This window comes from Neptunomonas sp. (assembly GCF_041601355.1).
Lineage (GTDB): Bacteria > Pseudomonadota > Gammaproteobacteria > Pseudomonadales > Balneatricaceae > Neptunomonas.
Genome location: NZ_JBFIIH010000018.1, coordinates 1 through 16087 on the forward strand (window position 1 = coordinate 1; position 16087 = coordinate 16087).

The window sequence follows — 16087 nt, forward strand, 5'->3', positions numbered from 1 at the left end:
AAAACAGTAAGGTCAACATGACCACCACGGATCATGGCAAATGATTCGGCGGACGAGAAGATAGATGCGCCCGTGGCGGCCGTTACTGTTTGTTTGCCGGCATTGATCATATCGGCGTCGATTTGATCTTCAGTCGGAAATGGTCCCATACCGAGCAGTCCATTCTCTGACTGCAGCATAACTTCCATTCCTTCCGGAACATAGTTCGCGACCAGTGTTGGGATGCCGATACCTAAATTTACGTAGTAGCCGTCCTGCAGTTCACGGGCTACACGGATTGCGATTTGTTCACGTGTTAGTGCCATCTTAATAACCCCTTACTTACGGACTGTGCGTTGTTCGATACGTTTTTCAAAAGTACCCAGAATCAGGCGATCAACATAGATTCCCGGCGTGTGGATATGTGAAGGGTCTAATTCGCCCGGCTCCACTATCTCTTCCACTTCTACTACTGTGATTTTACCTGCAGTAGCTGCCATTGGGTTGAAGTTCTGTGCTGTGTGACGATAGATGACGTTGCCGTATCTGTCTGCTTTCCAGCCTTTAACAATAGCGAAATCACCGGTTACGGACTCTTCCATTATGTAGTTGCGGCCATTGAATTCGCGTACTTCTTTGCCTTCTGCTACCGGTGTGCCGTAACCCGTCGCGGTGAAGAATGCAGGGATACCTGCACCACCGGCGCGCATTTTTTCAGCGAGTGTGCCTTGAGGTGTTAATTCTACTTCCAGTTCACCGGCGAGTAATTGCTCCATAAACAGCGCATTTTCACCGACGTATGAAGAGACCATTTTTTTAACCTGACGATCTTCCAGCAAGATGCCGAGACCAAAACCGTCAACACCGCAGTTGTTGGAAACAATCGTTAAATCTTTAGTGCCCATTTTTTTCATTTGAGCAATAAGGTTTTCAGGAATACCGCAAAGACCGAAACCGCCGGCGATTACTGTCATACCATCTTCAAGACCAGCCATCGCTTCTTCGTAGCTATGTACTACTTTATCAAAACCCGACATTAAATATCTCCATGCCTTGTAGCTTATTGTTATTCGGCCCGTCTCGTGCAGAACTGAAATGAGACGGTTTTATAGTTTGTTAAGTGTCTTATACTCTTTTATATTTATCCAATGAAATTAATAGAAGAATTAATAAATTTATTAAATGAATATATCTATTAAGCAATTACGTGCTTTCGTTGCCGTTGTTAAGACGCGTAGCTTTACTGAGGCGTGTGCGTTAGTACATCTTTCGCAGCCCGCATTAAGTGTGGCTATTAAAAATCTGGAAGAGGGCTTAGGAGGTCCGTTGTTATCGCGTACGACAAGAACTTTGTCGCTGACGCCGGAAGGTGAAGCTTTCTATCCCCGGGCTCAGCGTTTGCTGGCAGATCTGGATGAAGCGTGTGATGAAATGCATAGTCGTTTTTCACTGTTTCGTGGCAAGGTAGCAATCGCTAGCATGCCATCTTTCGCTTCGAATCAATTGCCGACGGCGATCCGTAATTTCAGAGATAAATATCCTCATATTAATATGACGGTACATGATGTCATCGCCGAAGATGTAGTTGATATGGTGCGCGATGGACGAGTAGAGGTGGGTGTGTCTTTTGATCCTGGTGATACTGAGGATCTATTGTTTCACTCGCTGTTCGATGATCGGTTTATTGCCGTGCTTCCTCAAAAGCATGCCTTGCTGGGTCAAACTATAGTTCAGTGGGAATCTTTGTTGCAAGATGACTTTATTATTTTGCAGCGGCCTTCCAATATTCGTCTACTTGTTGATCAAATGCTTGAAAAACAAGGCATGACAATTGTACCTCAGTTCGAAACACACCAATTGGCTACCATCGGTAGGATGGTTGCTACAGGTTTGGGTGTGAGTGTGGTGCCTTCGCTGTGTTTAGGGCAGATGACTGAATTGGGTGCTGTGTGCCGGCCTTTAGAAGCGCCGGTGATTAGTCGCCAGGTAGGGATTATAACCCGACGGCGTTATCCATTATCTGCTGCTGCGAAGGGCTTAGTGGATGTTCTCTTAACAACTTTTGAGTAAAGCACCCGTATTGTTTTCTTACTGTTATTGCGTCGCTAATTGATCTACCTCGTTCCACACTGAATTGCCCCACAAGGGCACGGTCGATATCGAGTGCTTGTGGCTTCCTTCTATCTCTTTGGTTGAGTAACTGACATAGATAAGCGTTTTATTCTCCGCATCATAGATGCGTCGGACTTTCAGGCTTTTGAAAAGAATACTTTTGGATGTTTTAAAAACCACTTCGCCATCTTTGCTTTTATCGATAGCAGCGATCATAGCAAGGGTGATCGGGCCGGTTTGCCGGCAGGCAATTGACATATCGGAAGGATCCGCAAAATCAAGATTGGCCTCGACATGTGCAATATGACAACTGACTCCTGGCACTTCAGGGTCTTTGACGATTACAAGTTTGATGTCTTTTGTGGTGAATATACCCAGGCTGACGTTGCCAACTTCATTGTCAGAACATCCGCTTAAAATAAGAGTGCTGGTGAGGAGGGTGAAAGCAGCAAAAGATTTTAGCATGGTAACCTCATGAAAATAGGCAACAATCTGTGCCTACTCTGCATAGAAAATTTTGGTAAGCTGATCCCATTGTTACATTAAAGAAGCGAATCAGGAATGAAAATAGCAGTTTTTTGCGGGTCTGGGCGTGGTGTGAATCCAATATTTGCAGAAAAAGCCCGGCAGTTGGGGCAGTTGTTAGTACAGGAAGGGCATGAACTGGTATATGGCGGTGGTAAGACCGGTTTGATGGGTGTGATTGCTGATAGTGTGCTTGAGGCGGGTGGCAAGGTTTATGGTGTTATGCCGGCTACACTAACAGATAAAGAGATTCAGCACAGCGGCGTGACTGAGCTATTTATTGTTGCTGACATGCATGAACGAAAAGCAAAAATGGCAGAGCTGGCAGATGCTTTTATTGCGATGCCTGGTGGAATAGGAACGCTGGAAGAGATTTTTGAAATCTGGACATGGGGGCAGCTTGGTTATCATTACAAGGCGTGCGGTTTCTTGAATATTAATGGTTATTATGATCAGTTATTAGGCTTCATAGATACGGTAGTTCATCAGGAGTTTATGCGCCCGGAATATGCACAGATGATGCAGGTGAGTGCAGACTCTGAACAGCTGCTTGAGCTTTTAATCAATTATCAAGCGCCTGCGCAGAAGTGGAAATAACAGTATGTTGTTGAGTTTTCAGTCAATATTGCCGCTTTTTTTAATGATCGCGCTGGGATATCTGGCAAAACGAAGTGTCTTTGATGTAAAAATGCTGCCGGGTCTTAATCAGTTTGTTTATTATCTGGCCGTTCCCGCACTACTGTTTAATGCTGCCAGTAAGGCGCCAATCGACAATCTCATCAATGCTCCTGCCTTGGCTGCTTTTTTTATAGGCGTGATACTCACCGCTATTGTTGTGTTGGTTGTCAGTCGCAGCGTGTTTAATGCCAGGCATGCCGAGCAGCGAGTGCTACGCGCCTTAAACGGGACCTTTTCAAATTATGCCTACATGGGTATTCCGCTGACCTTTGCTATTTTTGGAGAGGAGGCGTATGCGGCAACGGTGAGTATTATTTTGGTAGGGAATGTAGTTCTGATTGGGGGTGCTCAGATTTTTATTGAAGCGATTCGCCAGAAGGAGATCGGATTAAAACCCATTTTGTCTATTTTGGACCGCTCGCTACTGCGTAATCCGATTTTTCTCTCGACAATCTCAGGGCTGTTCGTTTCAGCTAATCAGATTCACATGCCTGAAGCGATCGACACCTTATTAATGATGCTCTCGCCAGCGGCCGTACCGGTTGCTTTGTTTTGTCTTGGGGCGAGTTTACAGTTTGCAAAAACAAGCATTGATTTGGCAGAACTCGGCTGGATGGTATTTGTAAAGTTGTGTCTGCATCCGGCGCTGACATTAAGCGCGTTTTTGTTGCTGGATATCAATGATCCTATCTGGATGGTAACGACTGTGTTATTGACGGCGCTTCCAACCGGAGCGTTAGCGCATGTGGTTGCTTTGAAATACGATGTTTTTGAAAAAGAAACATCACAAATTGTTGTGGTCTCAACGGTTGTTTCACTGGTGAGTGTTACTTTATGGATGAGCGGGTTGCAGTGATACGCTGTATCAGGGTGTGTTTAGCGACTTCTGGGTTTAGTTTTAGAATGCGTGGCTCTTCTTCTTGTATTAGCGGCAGTGGCTGATGAATTGGTGGATGAAGCGTCTGAAGAGTTTTGTCGCTTAGCTGTTTTAGCGATGGGTTGAATATCGACAACTTCTTCCCGGTACTCTCCGGGCTGCAACGCGCCCAGCGTCCATTTGCCTATTGCATAGCGAATCAGACGCAATGTCGGGAAGCCGACGGCCGCTGTCATGCGTCGTACCTGGCGGTTTTTTCCTTCGGTTATTTTGAGTTCAATCCAGCTGGTCGGAATCTCCTTTCGCTCGCGTATGGGCGGGTTTCGCTGCCATATGTCAGGCTCGGCAATTAACGCAGCTTTTGCGGGGCGTGTTTTACCATCTTTAAGGGTAACGCCATTGCGCAACTGTTCAAGAGCATCCTCGGTTACCTTGCCTTCTACCTGAGCCCAGTAGGTCTTTTCCATTTTGAACTTTGGGTGTGCCAGTGTGTGCTGCAGTGAACCGTCGTCCGTCAGTATCAATAAGCCTTCTGAATCATAATCGAGCCTGCCTGCAGCATAGAATCCAGGTTTTTGAATATAGTCGGCCAGTGTTTTGCGGCCATCTTGGTCGGTGAATTGTGTAAGTACCTGGAAGGGTTTGTTAATGATTAAGATATTAGACATGGATCCTATTTCTGTAGTATGAGTAAGGTATGGCAATATGTTCGTTCTGCAGGTTTTGTTAATTATGCCTGTCGATGCTTATTTCTACGAATCTATTTAATGGTTTTGATTGGAGTAGAGCGATGAGTTACAGCAATATTATGATTCCGGCAAAAGGCGAGAAGATCACAGTGAATGCCGATTTCTCACTAAATGTGCCTGACAACCCTATTATTCCATTTATTACCGGTGATGGTATTGGTGTCGATGTTACACCGCCCATGATCAGTGTAATTGATGCTGCGATTGAAAAAGCGTATGGCGGTACGCGTAAAATCTCCTGGATGGAAGTTTATGCCGGTGAGAAAGCAACTCAGGTGTATGACCAGGATACCTGGATGCCGGATGAAACACTGCAAGCATTTAAGGAGTTTGTTGTTGGCATTAAGGGACCGCTGACCACACCTGTTGGCGGAGGGATTCGTTCCCTGAACGTAGCATTGCGCCAAGAGTTGGATCTGTATGTATGTCAGCGACCTGTGATGTGGTTCAAAGGGGTCCCCAGCCCTGTTAAGCAGCCAGAAGATGTCGATATGGTTATTTTCAGAGAGAACTCAGAAGATATCTATGCGGGTATTGAATGGAAAGCGGGCTCTGATGAAGCTAAAAAAGTGATTAAATTTCTCACAGAAGAGATGGGTGTCACTAAAATTCGCTTTGAAGAAAATTGTGGTATTGGTGTGAAGCCCGTGTCAAAAGAGGGTACGCAGCGGCTGGTGCGTAAAGCTTTACAATACTGCATTGATAATAACCGTGACTCAATGACGCTGGTACATAAAGGCAATATCATGAAGTTCACGGAAGGTGCGTTTAAAGACTGGGGTTACGAGTTGGCGGCTGAGGAATTTGGCGCTGAACTGTTGCATGGCGGTCCATGGATGGTGTTTAAGCACCCTGTGACAGGTAAAGATATTATCGTTAAGGATGTGATAGCGGATGCGATGCTGCAACAGATACTCCTGCGTCCGGCGGAGTACGATGTTATTGCTACGCTAAATCTGAATGGTGATTATCTCTCCGATGCGCTGGCCGCTGAGGTCGGAGGAATCGGAATAGCGCCGGGGGCAAATTTGTCTGACAGTATTGCTATTTTTGAAGCCACTCATGGCACAGCGCCGAAGTATGCAGGCCAGGATAAGGTGAACCCTGGTTCATTGATTTTGTCGGCTGAAATGATGTTGCGGCATATGGGCTGGGTTGAGTCAGCTGATTTGGTGTTAAAAGGGATGAATGCCGCAATCAGCGCGAAAACAGTGACTTACGATTTTGAGCGTTTGATGGAAGGAGCCACTTTGTTATCGTCGTCAGAGTTTGGGAGTGCGATTATTAAGGGGATGTAGGAAAATAAAAAAAACCAGCTAGTGATAGCTGGTTTTTGTGGTGCCGGTTATGCCTCAGCTTGAGGCAGAGGGGTGATATTAACCGCATGCGTGCCTTTTGGGCCGGGTGTAGTATCAAAGCTGACAGGCTGTCCTGCTTTGAGGCTCTTGTAACCCTCGACTTGTATGGCTGAGTAGTGAGCAAAGAGGTCTTCAGTATGGTTTTCATCCGCTACAATGAAGCCAAAGCCTTTTGCATTATTGAACCACTTTACTTTCCCTGTCTGCATTACAAACTCCCATTTTAACTAATTTACTGGCTTACATGCAGAGAGTAAGCCTGAACTGCAAAGCTCACACCTGCTACAATGTTTTATATAGAAGGTGTGACTGGTTGACTCAGGGACAATGGATAGTGTGTTTACTGCCCCTGTTTGAATCGAGTATAACATTGTGATCTGATGACGCTAATTGTTCTTAAGTTTACCCGTAATTTTTATAGAGATTGTTCATGCAGGCCGAAAGAGAGTTAAAAATGACCCGACTTTCGTCGGAAGGGGAAGAGGGAAATGAGCCTTTTTCTGATGACGGAAGTATTGCCACACAAGAGGCTTCACCCAAACTTAAAAAGCCTCCTATGTATCGTGTGGTGTTGTTAAATGATGATTACACTCCCATGGAGTTCGTTGTTGAGGTGTTAATGATATTTTTTAGTATGACCCAGGAGCAGGCAACACAGGTGATGTTGGCTGTACATACGCAAGGTAAAGGTGATTGTGGTGTATTTTCTCGTGATGTCGCTGAAACTAAAGCGGCACAAGTGAATCAATACTCTAGAGATAATAAGCATCCTTTATTATCTGAAGTGGAAGCTGTTTAGCGGAGACATAGCTATGTTGAATCGTGAACTGGAAGAAACATTAAGTGCGGCCTTTAAAGGCGCCAGAGACAGTCGTCATGAATTTATGACGGTTGAGCACTTGTTGTTGGCTCTGCTTGATAACAGGGATGCTCACAGAGTGCTGGCAGCGTGTGGTGCTGACGTAGATGCTTTGCGCACAGCGCTTAGTGTATTTATAGAAGAAACGACGCCGTTATTACCGGACAATATACCGGCGATGGAGACCCAGCCTACCTTAGGATTTCAGCGTGTGTTGCAGCGTGCTGTCTTTCATGTCCAGTCTTCAGGCAAGAGCGAAGTAACAGGCGCTAATGTCGTTGTGGCTATCTTTAGTGAGCAAGAGAGCCATGCTGTTTATGTGTTGCAGCAGCAAGGCGTTGAACGTGTCGATGTCGTCAACTACCTGTCGCATGGTATCTCTCGTGTTGGTCAGGACGATCATGAGGGAGACGGTGTGCTGGAGTCGGATGGCACATCGAAAAGTAACGAACCCAGTGCGCTGAGTAAATATGCCGTTAACCTGAATCAGGAAGCAGCAGAAGGGCGGATCGATCCGCTCATTGGGCGCAGTAGTGAGGTTGAACGCGTTATCCAGATTCTGTCTCGTCGGCGTAAAAATAATCCATTACTGGTCGGTGAGGCAGGTGTCGGAAAAACAGCTATTGCAGAGGGGTTGGCAAAACTTATTGTTGAAGACCAGATCCCGGATGTAATGATCGGCAGTGTTGTTTATTCACTTGACCTGGGAGCGCTGCTGGCTGGAACAAAATACCGTGGTGATTTTGAGAAGCGCCTAAAAGCGTTACTCAATGAAGTGAAAGTTAAAGATCATGCGATTCTGTTTATAGATGAGATCCATACCATTATTGGTGCCGGCGCTGCTTCCGGCGGCTCTATGGATGCCTCTAATCTGCTCAAGCCACTGCTGAGTTCGGGTGATTTGCGCTGTATCGGGTCGACTACTTTCCAGGAATTCCGCAGTATTTTTGAGAAAGATCGCGCGCTGGCACGACGTTTCCAGAAAGTTGATGTGCTTGAGCCTAATGTTCAGGAAACTTACGAAATTTTGTGTGGCTTGCGCAAGAGATTTGAGCAGCACCATGAGATTGAATACACAGATGAAGCGTTAAGAGCGGCATCTGAGCTGGCAGATCGTTATATCAACGATAAGCATATGCCGGATAAAGCGATTGATGTAATCGATGAAGCCGGTGCTTATCAGCGTCTGCTGAAAGAGGCTGATCGCAGCCCGATTATCGGAGTGCATGAAGTCGAAGCTGTGGTGGCAAAAATTGCCCGCATTCCGCCTAAAACCGTCTCTGTATCAGATAAAGAGCAGCTCCAGAAGCTGGACTCAAATTTGAAAATGGTGGTTCTGGGTCAGGAAGAAGCGATCTCTTCATTGTCATCGGCTATTCGCTTGTCTCGTGCAGGTTTGAATGACCCACATAAACCGGTCGGTAACTTTTTGTTCTCAGGCCCAACGGGTGTTGGTAAAACAGAAGTCACTATGCAGTTGGCAAGGATTCTGGGTATCGAGCTGATCCGTTTTGATATGTCAGAGTATATGGAGCGCCATACAGTGTCTCGTTTGATTGGGGCACCTCCCGGATACGTTGGTTATGACCAGGGCGGCTTGTTGACAGAAGCGGTTAATAAATCACCTCACTGCGTGTTGTTGCTGGATGAGATCGAGAAAGCCCATCCTGAAGTTTTTAATATTCTTTTGCAGGTGATGGATAACGGAACGTTAACGGATAACAATGGCCGTAAAGCTGATTTCAGGAATGTGATTCTGGTAATGACTACCAATGCAGGCGCTGATGTTATGAGTCGTCCTTCTATCGGTTTTTCACATCAGGATCACTCAACGGACGGTATGGAGGCGATTAAGCGTCTGTTCTCTCCTGAGTTTCGTAATCGTCTGGATGCGGTTATTCAGTTTAAATCATTGCCGCCAAATATCATTATTGGTGTTGTCGATAAGTTCCTGACAGAGTTGCAGGCACAGTTGGACGATAAGCGTGTCGTGTTGCACGTCAATGATGATGCGCGAACATGGCTTGCTGAGCATGGCTATGATGAAAAAATGGGCGCACGCCCTATGAAGCGTCTGATTCAGGAAAAATTGAAAAAACCACTGGCTGAAATGATTCTGTTTGGTGAGTTAGCTGAAGAGGGTGGGGAGGTTCAGGTATCGGTGAATGATCAGAATGAAATAGCGCTGAATGTAACAGTGGCAGCCTAAATAGCGCTGAATGTAACAGTGGCAGCCTAAGGCTGCCACTGGGGAACTTTCAGGATCTGGTATTTAACTTCTTTTGGTGTTAAACCAAAGAATGTTAAGCCAGATCGATTGTACTAACGGGCACGATATACGATGCGGCCTTTGGTCAAATCGTATGGTGTTAGTTCAACTTTTACTTTGTCACCCGTTAAAATACGGATATAGTTTTTGCGCATTTTGCCAGAGATATGAGCGGTAACTACATGACCATTCTCGAGCTCTACGCGGAACATGGTGTTTGGCAGCGTGTCAACCACGGTACCTTCCATTTCAATGCTATCTTCTTTAGCCATTCATTACCTACCTGTGAAAAGGCTGATTTCGAACAATGTCCTATTATCAGAGCGCAGTATTTTGCCTGATTTATCTAAGGATATCAAAGAGTATTAGCCGTTTAATTACTATCTTATGAGAATCCATTGTCCGTCGATCAGAAATTCTAGCGGACGATAGGCGATTTTGTACTTCATTTTACGACAGGATTGTACCCAGTAGCCCATATAAAGGTATTCAAGATTGAGTCGGCGACACTCTTCTATCTGCCAGAGGATGGCATATGTGCCCAAGCTTCGCTGGTTAAAAACAGGATCAGGGTCGTAAAATGTATAGGTAGCAGATAAACCTTGTACTAACTGATCAGTAACGGCCACCGCGATTAGTTTTTCATCCAGATAAAATTCGAGAAAATCACAGGGTTGATCTCCCTCGATTAAAAAATTGATGAATTGTTCTTTATTCGGCGGGTGCATATCACCGTCAGCATGGCGCTGCGAAATATAATCAGAGTAAAGTTGGAAGTATTCGTCAGTGTAGTGAGGTGTCGTTCTTTTAACGACAAGGTCTTTGTTTTTATTAAAAATCCGACGCTGCGTTTTATTGGGTTTAAACAGGTTAACAGGAACTCTGACTGAAATGCAGGCTTGGCAGTTGTCACAGTGCGGCCGGTAAATATGTTTTCCGCTACGCCTGAATCCCAGGTTGGAGAGTTGGCTGAATGCGTTGACCGAGATACTTGAATGCGGATCGACGAACAAAGTCTTAGCTTTGTAGCCTTGAATATAGCTACAGTTATGTTCGGGCGTAGCAAAAAAATGTAAATCTTTTAACTCAGTCATCCGCTTTCACTGTTCAATATGACTTTTTCACTATCGAAGCGCCAGTCATGTGATGTTTTTGAATCTATATAGTGCCTAATGTAATCTATAAATTCATTGCGGGGAATATTTCTGGCCCCCAGGCTTTCCAAATGGCTGTTATGCACCTGGCAATCAATCAGCGGGTAGCCCCATTTTTCCAGTTGTTGGCAGAGCGCTATAAATGCAATTTTAGAAGCGTTTTTCTGCCGGCTGAACATCGACTCACCAAAAAACAGCTTTCCAATACCCAGGCCGTATAAACCGCCAATCAGTTGTTGGTTTTCCCAGACTTCAACTGAATGGGCATGGCCCTGCTGGTGGAGTTCGCAATAGGCTTTTTGCATATCCACTGAAATCCAGGTGCCTGTGGTCGCTTCGCGGGTGCTGGCGCACGCGCGTATTACCTCGTTAAAGGCGGTATCGAATGTAACCCTGTAATCGCCTTTATTGATATGTTTGCGCATGCTGCGTGATATATGAACCTGATCAGGAAGAAGTACGCAGCGTGGATTTGGGCTCCACCACAAGATAGGATCATCGTCACTAAACCACGGGAAAATTCCGTGACGGTAAGCTTCTAATAAGCGCTGGGTTGAGAGGTCGCCGCCAGCGGCTAAAAGGCCATCAGGCTCATCCAATGCTGTCGCGGTGTCAGGGAAGGCCAGGAGAGTGGGGTGCAGCCAGGGAATCATCAGGAGTATTCAGAAAAGACCAAAGGCGTGCTTAATAAGGCATAGCTCATAAGTTATAGCGCCTTTGGTCTGTGGCAGTTAACGGCTTTTACTATTTTTCCAGATCATCTAAATAGCGTTCAGCATCCAGAGCGGCCATGCAGCCAAAACCGGCAGAGGTGACAGCCTGGCGGTAGACGTGATCACATACATCGCCTGCTGCAAAAACACCTTCAACGCTGGTTTGGGTGGCTTTTCCGTCAAGTCCGGACTGGATTCTCAGATAGCCATTTTTCATCTCTAGCTGGCCTTCGAAAATGCTCGTGTTAGGTGTGTGTCCGATGGCAATAAAGACGCCCGACACATCCAGATTCTGGGTAGAGCTACCGTCAGTGCTGTTTAATCGCAAGCCGGTTACACCGGAGTTGTCGCCGAGCACTTCGTCGAGCTGGTGATTCCAGATAATGTTGATATTGCCATTTTTAGCCCGCTCAAATAGCTTGTCCTGAAGAATCTTTTCAGAGCGAAGCGAGTCACGACGATGCACCAGCGTAACTTCTGCTGCAATGTTAGACAGGTAAAGCGCTTCTTCCACTGCGGTATTACCCCCGCCGATAACCGCTACTTTCTGGCCGCGGTAAAAGAAACCGTCGCATGTGGCACAGGCACTAACGCCTTTGCCTTTGAAGGCTTCCTCTGATTCAAGGCCCAGATACTGTGCTGATGCACCTGTGCAGATAATCAGCGCATCACAGGTGTACACGCCCATGTCGCCGGTTAGCGTGAATGGGCGATGTTGTACATCGACAGTGTGAATGTGGTCGAAAATAACTTTTGTATCAAAGCGTTCAGCATGCTGTTGCATCCTCTGCATCAGCTCAGGCCCCTGAACGCCTTCAACATCGCCCGGCCAGTTATCAACATCAGTGGTGGTGGTTAATTGGCCGCCAGCCTCCATGCCGGTAATCACAACAGGATTGAGGTTAGCGCGGGCTGCATAGATGGCCGCTGTGTATCCGGCAGGTCCGGAACCAAGAATAAGAAGTTTGTGGTGCTGTGTTTCGCTCATGAATACTTGCCTTAAACTAAACGTGTCTGTGTTTTATAAAAAGATGATGGGGGGAGTGCTCAAGAAATACAATCCTCAAGGGGAGTTATTTTTACGATCTGCTCCGATAATTTGTCGATACACAGCATCATATAATTTTTTCCTGAAGTGTGGCGAAGATAACCTTTGAGTGGTTCATGTCGGAGTGTGTCTGTTATCTGTGTATCAAGATTTTCTGCTTTATAGTCAATAATGTCATCGACTTCGTCCAGTACCAATGAGAAACAGGGGGTTGTTCCATCTTTTGTCAGATGAATGATAACCGGGTGTATATCTCGTTTGAGTATCTCCTGTATCTGCTCAAGTGTTCGCAGAAGCTTTTTAAGCGTCGTACCTTTTTCGATAGACAGCAAGCGTATGGCGCGTTCTCCTTGTCCTTTGTCACTAAGTCCTATCAGGTTGTCTGCTAACTGGTGAATGAGTCGATGAGGTTCGTCAAGCTTGCTCATTAGCGCTAATATATCGGTGTCCTCAGTTTTAAAGCTACCGAACCATTTACCGAAGGTGCATTGATCAGGGTCGCGAGGCAGGGTAAAGCGCTCTGTTGTGACGATGGCTTGCTCAAGTGCGCTTACCCAGTCTGTGTGAGACTTTTTATAGGTATCAATTTCTGCAATTAACTGGCTTTTATAATCCCGGTTTCGCTTTCTATTCAGTAATGTCGCACTATCATACACATTAACCAGCGTGTCTCTGTAATCCAGGTAGCCAAGAAAGCTTGGGAATTGCTCATTTGTGATCGCTTGAATCTGTTTATATTCATCTGAAAAAGAGAGGATATTGCAGGCATCTATGCCAAAATGGCTGCCGGCTATTGTAAAGGTCAGTACACGTGAGTTGTTTTGAAATAGATTGGATAAACCCATGTTTTAACCCCAGAGAGTCTTTCGTGGATGGTTTGGCTGCTGAATATAACTATAGAGTCAGCTCTGATTATGACTACAGAGTTAACCCTGAATATAACTATAGACGGTTATTAGTGCGGCGGTAGTTCGTTATAATTGAATTTTTTGAAGATCACTATGTCGTAATCTTCGATTCTCATCAAGTCGCGCTACAATGTGTGACTCTTAATTATGATTTTTATTTTCGTAGTAAGTACTTAAGATTAAAAGGAATGTGAGTGAAAAATAAGCTCCCTACAAGCCCTCATGCTTTTTCTGAGCTGCTAGCGCGTGTACTTAAAGTCTGCGTTTTGTTTCTGATTATTATGAGCTGTGCCTATATGTTATTAGGTATGCTCGGTTATCACCCAAAAGACCCTGGTTGGTCGCATCTTGGCTATCATGCTGGCGTGCGTAATTGGACGGGGATTTTTGGTGCATGGATAACAGATTTGCTGTTTTCCTTTCTGGGTGTGACCGCCTGGTTTCTGCCCTTTATCATCATCGGACCTGCGCTTCGTTTTATGCTGAGAAGGGAGGTATCTTTATTGGATGGCCTGCCTTTCGTTATGTTGCGAGCGTCAGGCATCTTACTATTGATGGCATCGTTATGCGGGCTGGCTTCAATTCATCTGTCTAATCAGTCGTTAGGTTTCCCTTTTACCAGCGGCGGTATTGTTGGTCAGGCGCTGTCGGATTGGATGGTTTCCTGGTTTAGCTTGCTCGGCAGTACGGTACTTCTTATTACGGCTGCCGGGATTGGTTGCACCTTTTATATGGAGCTTTCCTGGGATGCTATTCAAAATCGCATAGGGGGAGGCGTATTAAATGCCTATCGTTACCTTTCTGCTTTGTTTGCACATAATGAGGATGGTTTAGCCAAGGAGAGTAATTCTGCTAAGCAAAACGCCGATAAATCAAGTGGCCTGAATGATCACAAGAATAACCACGCTGAAAATCACGAGAGCGTAAGAGCATCCTTAAAAGAACGCATGCGAGCGCGTTTGGAACCTGCTTTCAGCGCCTCAATTGGAGCCGCTGGCGATGCGGCTGATGCCTCATTCGGACCTGCGCTGAAGTCGCTTAAAGGGCAGCCTGCAACGGTGAATCAGCAGAACGCTGATAAACCGCCTTTAGTGAGCGAGGTTGCCAGCGCTCACCAAAGCGTTAAGGAATCCGGTGCAAGAGCTGAGCCCTCCTGGCAGGATGACGATGCACTTGATAACGTTGTGCCGTTACGGACAGTGTCACAACATCAGCCAGGTCCGGCTGTTGCTGCAAGCGCTTCCGGTTTGCCTAAAAAAGAGTTGAAAATTGTACCGCTGGCTGAAGCTCATCAACCTATTCAGAACGATGATCATGATGCAAACTCATCGAATAAAGAGCGTCGTCCGGTACGCTCGTTACGTAAAATTCCATCACTCGATCTGTTAGATCCGCCTGAGTTACAAACTGATCATGGGTATTCAGAAGAAGAGCTCGAAGATATGTCGCGTTTGCTGGAAAGCAAACTGAAAGATTTTGGTGTTATCGCCGAAGTTGTTGAAGTGAATCCCGGGCCAGTTATTACTCGTTTTGAGATTCAGCCAGCGGCAGGTGTCAAAGTCAGTAAAATCACTAACCTGGCAAAAGATCTGGCACGCTCGCTGGCTATCTCCAGTGTACGTGTCGTTGAGGTTATTCCGGGAAAATCTGTTGTAGGTATCGAAATACCGAATGCCAGTCGCCAGATGGTACGCCTCAGCGAAGTACTTAACTCTAAACCTTATCTGGAAGCCTCGTCGCGATTAACCCTGGCGCTTGGTAATGATATCGCCGGAAATCCGGTGGTCGCTAACCTGGGTAAAATGCCGCATCTGTTGGTGGCAGGAACTACCGGTTCTGGTAAGTCTGTGGGTGTGAATGCAATGATTCTGAGTCTGCTGTTTAAAGCGACACCCGAAGAGGTGCGTTTGATGATGGTTGACCCTAAAATGCTGGAGCTTTCCATTTACGAAGGTATTCCGCATTTGTTAACACCTGTTATTACCGATATGAAAGAAGCGGCAGGTGGTTTGCGCTGGTGTGTTGGTGAGATGGAACGACGTTATCGGTTAATGGCGAAAATGGGCGTGCGTAATCTTGGAGGTTTCAACGACAAGGTAAAAGCAGCGCAGCAGCAGGGAAAACCTTTGCTGGACCCTCTGTGGAATGCGGAGGAACATGGCGAGCCATTCGGCACGCCTGCGCCCGCATTGGAAACTTTACCTTATATTGTTGTCATCATTGATGAGTTTGCCGACATGATGATGATTGTTGGCAAGAAAGTAGAGGAGCTGATTGCACGAATTGCACAGAAAGCCCGTGCGGCAGGTATCCATCTGATACTGGCAACTCAAAGACCATCGGTAGATGTTATTACCGGTTTGATCAAGGCCAACGTGCCGACCAGGATTGCCTTCCAGGTTTCATCCAAGATCGATTCTCGTACGATTCTGGATCAGTCCGGTGCAGAAAACCTCCTGGGTAACGGTGACATGCTGTATCTGCCTGCAGGAACCAGCGTGCCAAATCGTGTTCATGGTGCCTTTGTCGGGGATGATGAAGTGCATCGGGTCGTCGAAGCCTGGAAATTGATAGGCGAACCTGTCTATATTGATGCTGTCTTAAATGAATCAGGTAGTGATGCGGGTGGGTCGTCAGGTGGTTTGTTCGATGAAGAACAGGATCCTCTTTACGATGAAGCCGTTGCTTTTGTCACCGAGACACGTAAGGCTTCCATCTCCAGTGTGCAAAGAAAGATGAAGATCGGCTATAACCGCGCCGCCAGAATGATTGAAACAATGGAGGCCGCAGGTGTGGTAACTGAAGCCGGTTCTAATGGTTTACGTGAAGTATTGGCACCGCCTCCGGTCAGAGGCTGA

General features: G+C 46.2%; 16 protein-coding genes and 2 pseudogenes. 8 read left to right on the forward strand and 10 right to left on the reverse strand.

Going from position 1 to position 16087, the window contains the following annotated elements:
- Positions 1-305, reverse strand: a 305-nt coding sequence (locus tag ABY436_RS04675) for a CoA-transferase (protein WP_372737860.1), incomplete at its 3' end; no start/stop codon positions are given.
- Between the two features lie 12 nt (positions 306-317).
- Positions 318-1016, reverse strand: coding sequence for a CoA transferase subunit A (locus ABY436_RS04680; protein WP_372737861.1), 699 nt, complete (start codon positions 1014-1016; stop codon positions 318-320).
- 145 nt (positions 1017-1161) lie between these two features.
- Between ABY436_RS04680 and ABY436_RS04685 the strand changes: the two genes are divergently transcribed.
- Positions 1162-2049, forward strand: a complete 888-nt coding sequence (locus ABY436_RS04685; protein WP_372737862.1) for a LysR family transcriptional regulator — start codon at positions 1162-1164, stop codon at positions 2047-2049.
- Positions 2050-2073: 24 nt separating this feature from the next.
- On the opposite strand, the gene ABY436_RS04690 is transcribed toward ABY436_RS04685, so the two are convergent.
- The gene (locus ABY436_RS04690; RefSeq protein ID WP_372737863.1) at positions 2074-2556 is read right to left on the reverse strand and encodes a CreA family protein; all 483 of its coding nucleotides are present in this window, start codon (positions 2554-2556) and stop codon (positions 2074-2076) included.
- Positions 2557-2652: 96 nt separating this feature from the next.
- Between ABY436_RS04690 and ABY436_RS04695 the strand changes: the two genes are divergently transcribed.
- Complete coding sequence (locus ABY436_RS04695; RefSeq protein ID WP_372737864.1) at positions 2653-3213, forward strand: TIGR00730 family Rossman fold protein; 561 nt, start codon at positions 2653-2655, stop codon at positions 3211-3213.
- A 4-nt stretch (positions 3214-3217) separates the two neighbouring features.
- Complete coding sequence (locus ABY436_RS04700; RefSeq protein ID WP_372737865.1) at positions 3218-4150, forward strand: AEC family transporter; 933 nt, start codon at positions 3218-3220, stop codon at positions 4148-4150.
- 20 nt (positions 4151-4170) lie between these two features.
- Here ABY436_RS04700 and ABY436_RS04705 read toward each other — a convergent pair whose 3' ends face one another.
- Positions 4171-4839, reverse strand: coding sequence for a pseudouridine synthase (locus tag ABY436_RS04705; RefSeq protein WP_372737866.1), 669 nt, complete (start codon positions 4837-4839; stop codon positions 4171-4173).
- Positions 4840-4961: 122 nt separating this feature from the next.
- Between ABY436_RS04705 and icd the strand changes: the two genes are divergently transcribed.
- Positions 4962-6218 carry an NADP-dependent isocitrate dehydrogenase gene (gene icd / locus ABY436_RS04710; protein ID WP_372737867.1) on the forward strand — a complete coding sequence of 419 codons (1257 nt, stop codon included), beginning with the start codon at positions 4962-4964 and terminating at the stop codon, positions 6216-6218.
- Positions 6219-6265: 47 nt separating this feature from the next.
- Here the strand turns inward: icd and ABY436_RS04715 are convergent, their stop codons facing one another.
- Positions 6266-6487 carry a cold shock domain-containing protein gene (locus tag ABY436_RS04715; RefSeq protein ID WP_372737868.1) on the reverse strand — a complete coding sequence of 74 codons (222 nt, stop codon included), beginning with the start codon at positions 6485-6487 and terminating at the stop codon, positions 6266-6268.
- A 245-nt stretch (positions 6488-6732) separates the two neighbouring features.
- On the opposite strand from ABY436_RS04715, the gene clpS reads away from it, so the two are divergent.
- Complete coding sequence (gene clpS / locus ABY436_RS04720; protein WP_090728705.1) at positions 6733-7077, forward strand: ATP-dependent Clp protease adapter ClpS; 345 nt, start codon at positions 6733-6735, stop codon at positions 7075-7077.
- 13 nt (positions 7078-7090) lie between these two features.
- On the forward strand, positions 7091-9346 hold the full coding sequence (clpA, locus tag ABY436_RS04725; protein WP_372737869.1) for an ATP-dependent Clp protease ATP-binding subunit ClpA: 2256 nt from the start codon (positions 7091-7093) through the stop codon (positions 9344-9346).
- Between the two features lie 113 nt (positions 9347-9459).
- Here clpA and infA read toward each other — a convergent pair whose 3' ends face one another.
- The 5 genes from infA to ABY436_RS04750 all read right to left on the reverse strand — a co-directional run bounded on the left by infA (position 9460) and on the right by ABY436_RS04750 (position 13166).
- Complete coding sequence (gene infA / locus ABY436_RS04730; RefSeq protein ID WP_028468938.1) at positions 9460-9678, reverse strand: translation initiation factor IF-1; 219 nt, start codon at positions 9676-9678, stop codon at positions 9460-9462.
- A 108-nt stretch (positions 9679-9786) separates the two neighbouring features.
- Positions 9787-10500: an arginyltransferase gene (locus ABY436_RS04735; RefSeq protein ID WP_372737870.1), complete on the reverse strand. Its 714-nt coding sequence runs from the start codon at positions 10498-10500 to the stop codon at positions 9787-9789.
- Entirely contained in the window at positions 10497-11213 is a 717-nt protein-coding gene (gene aat / locus ABY436_RS04740; RefSeq protein ID WP_372737871.1) for a leucyl/phenylalanyl-tRNA--protein transferase, read from the reverse strand. Before aat ends, ABY436_RS04735 begins: the two co-directional genes overlap by 4 nt.
- Before the next feature lie 91 nt (positions 11214-11304).
- Positions 11305-12261, reverse strand: coding sequence for a thioredoxin-disulfide reductase (gene trxB, locus ABY436_RS04745; RefSeq protein WP_372737872.1), 957 nt, complete (start codon positions 12259-12261; stop codon positions 11305-11307).
- Between the two features lie 59 nt (positions 12262-12320).
- The gene (locus tag ABY436_RS04750; protein WP_372737873.1) at positions 12321-13166 is read right to left on the reverse strand and encodes a CZB domain-containing protein; all 846 of its coding nucleotides are present in this window, start codon (positions 13164-13166) and stop codon (positions 12321-12323) included.
- A gap of 257 nt (positions 13167-13423) precedes the next feature.
- Here ABY436_RS04750 and ABY436_RS04755 point away from each other — a divergent pair.
- Positions 13424-13987: pseudogene (locus ABY436_RS04755) on the forward strand (DNA translocase FtsK 4TM domain-containing protein); the annotation flags it as partial.
- Between the two features lie 609 nt (positions 13988-14596).
- Positions 14597-16087: pseudogene (locus ABY436_RS04760) on the forward strand (DNA translocase FtsK); the annotation flags it as partial.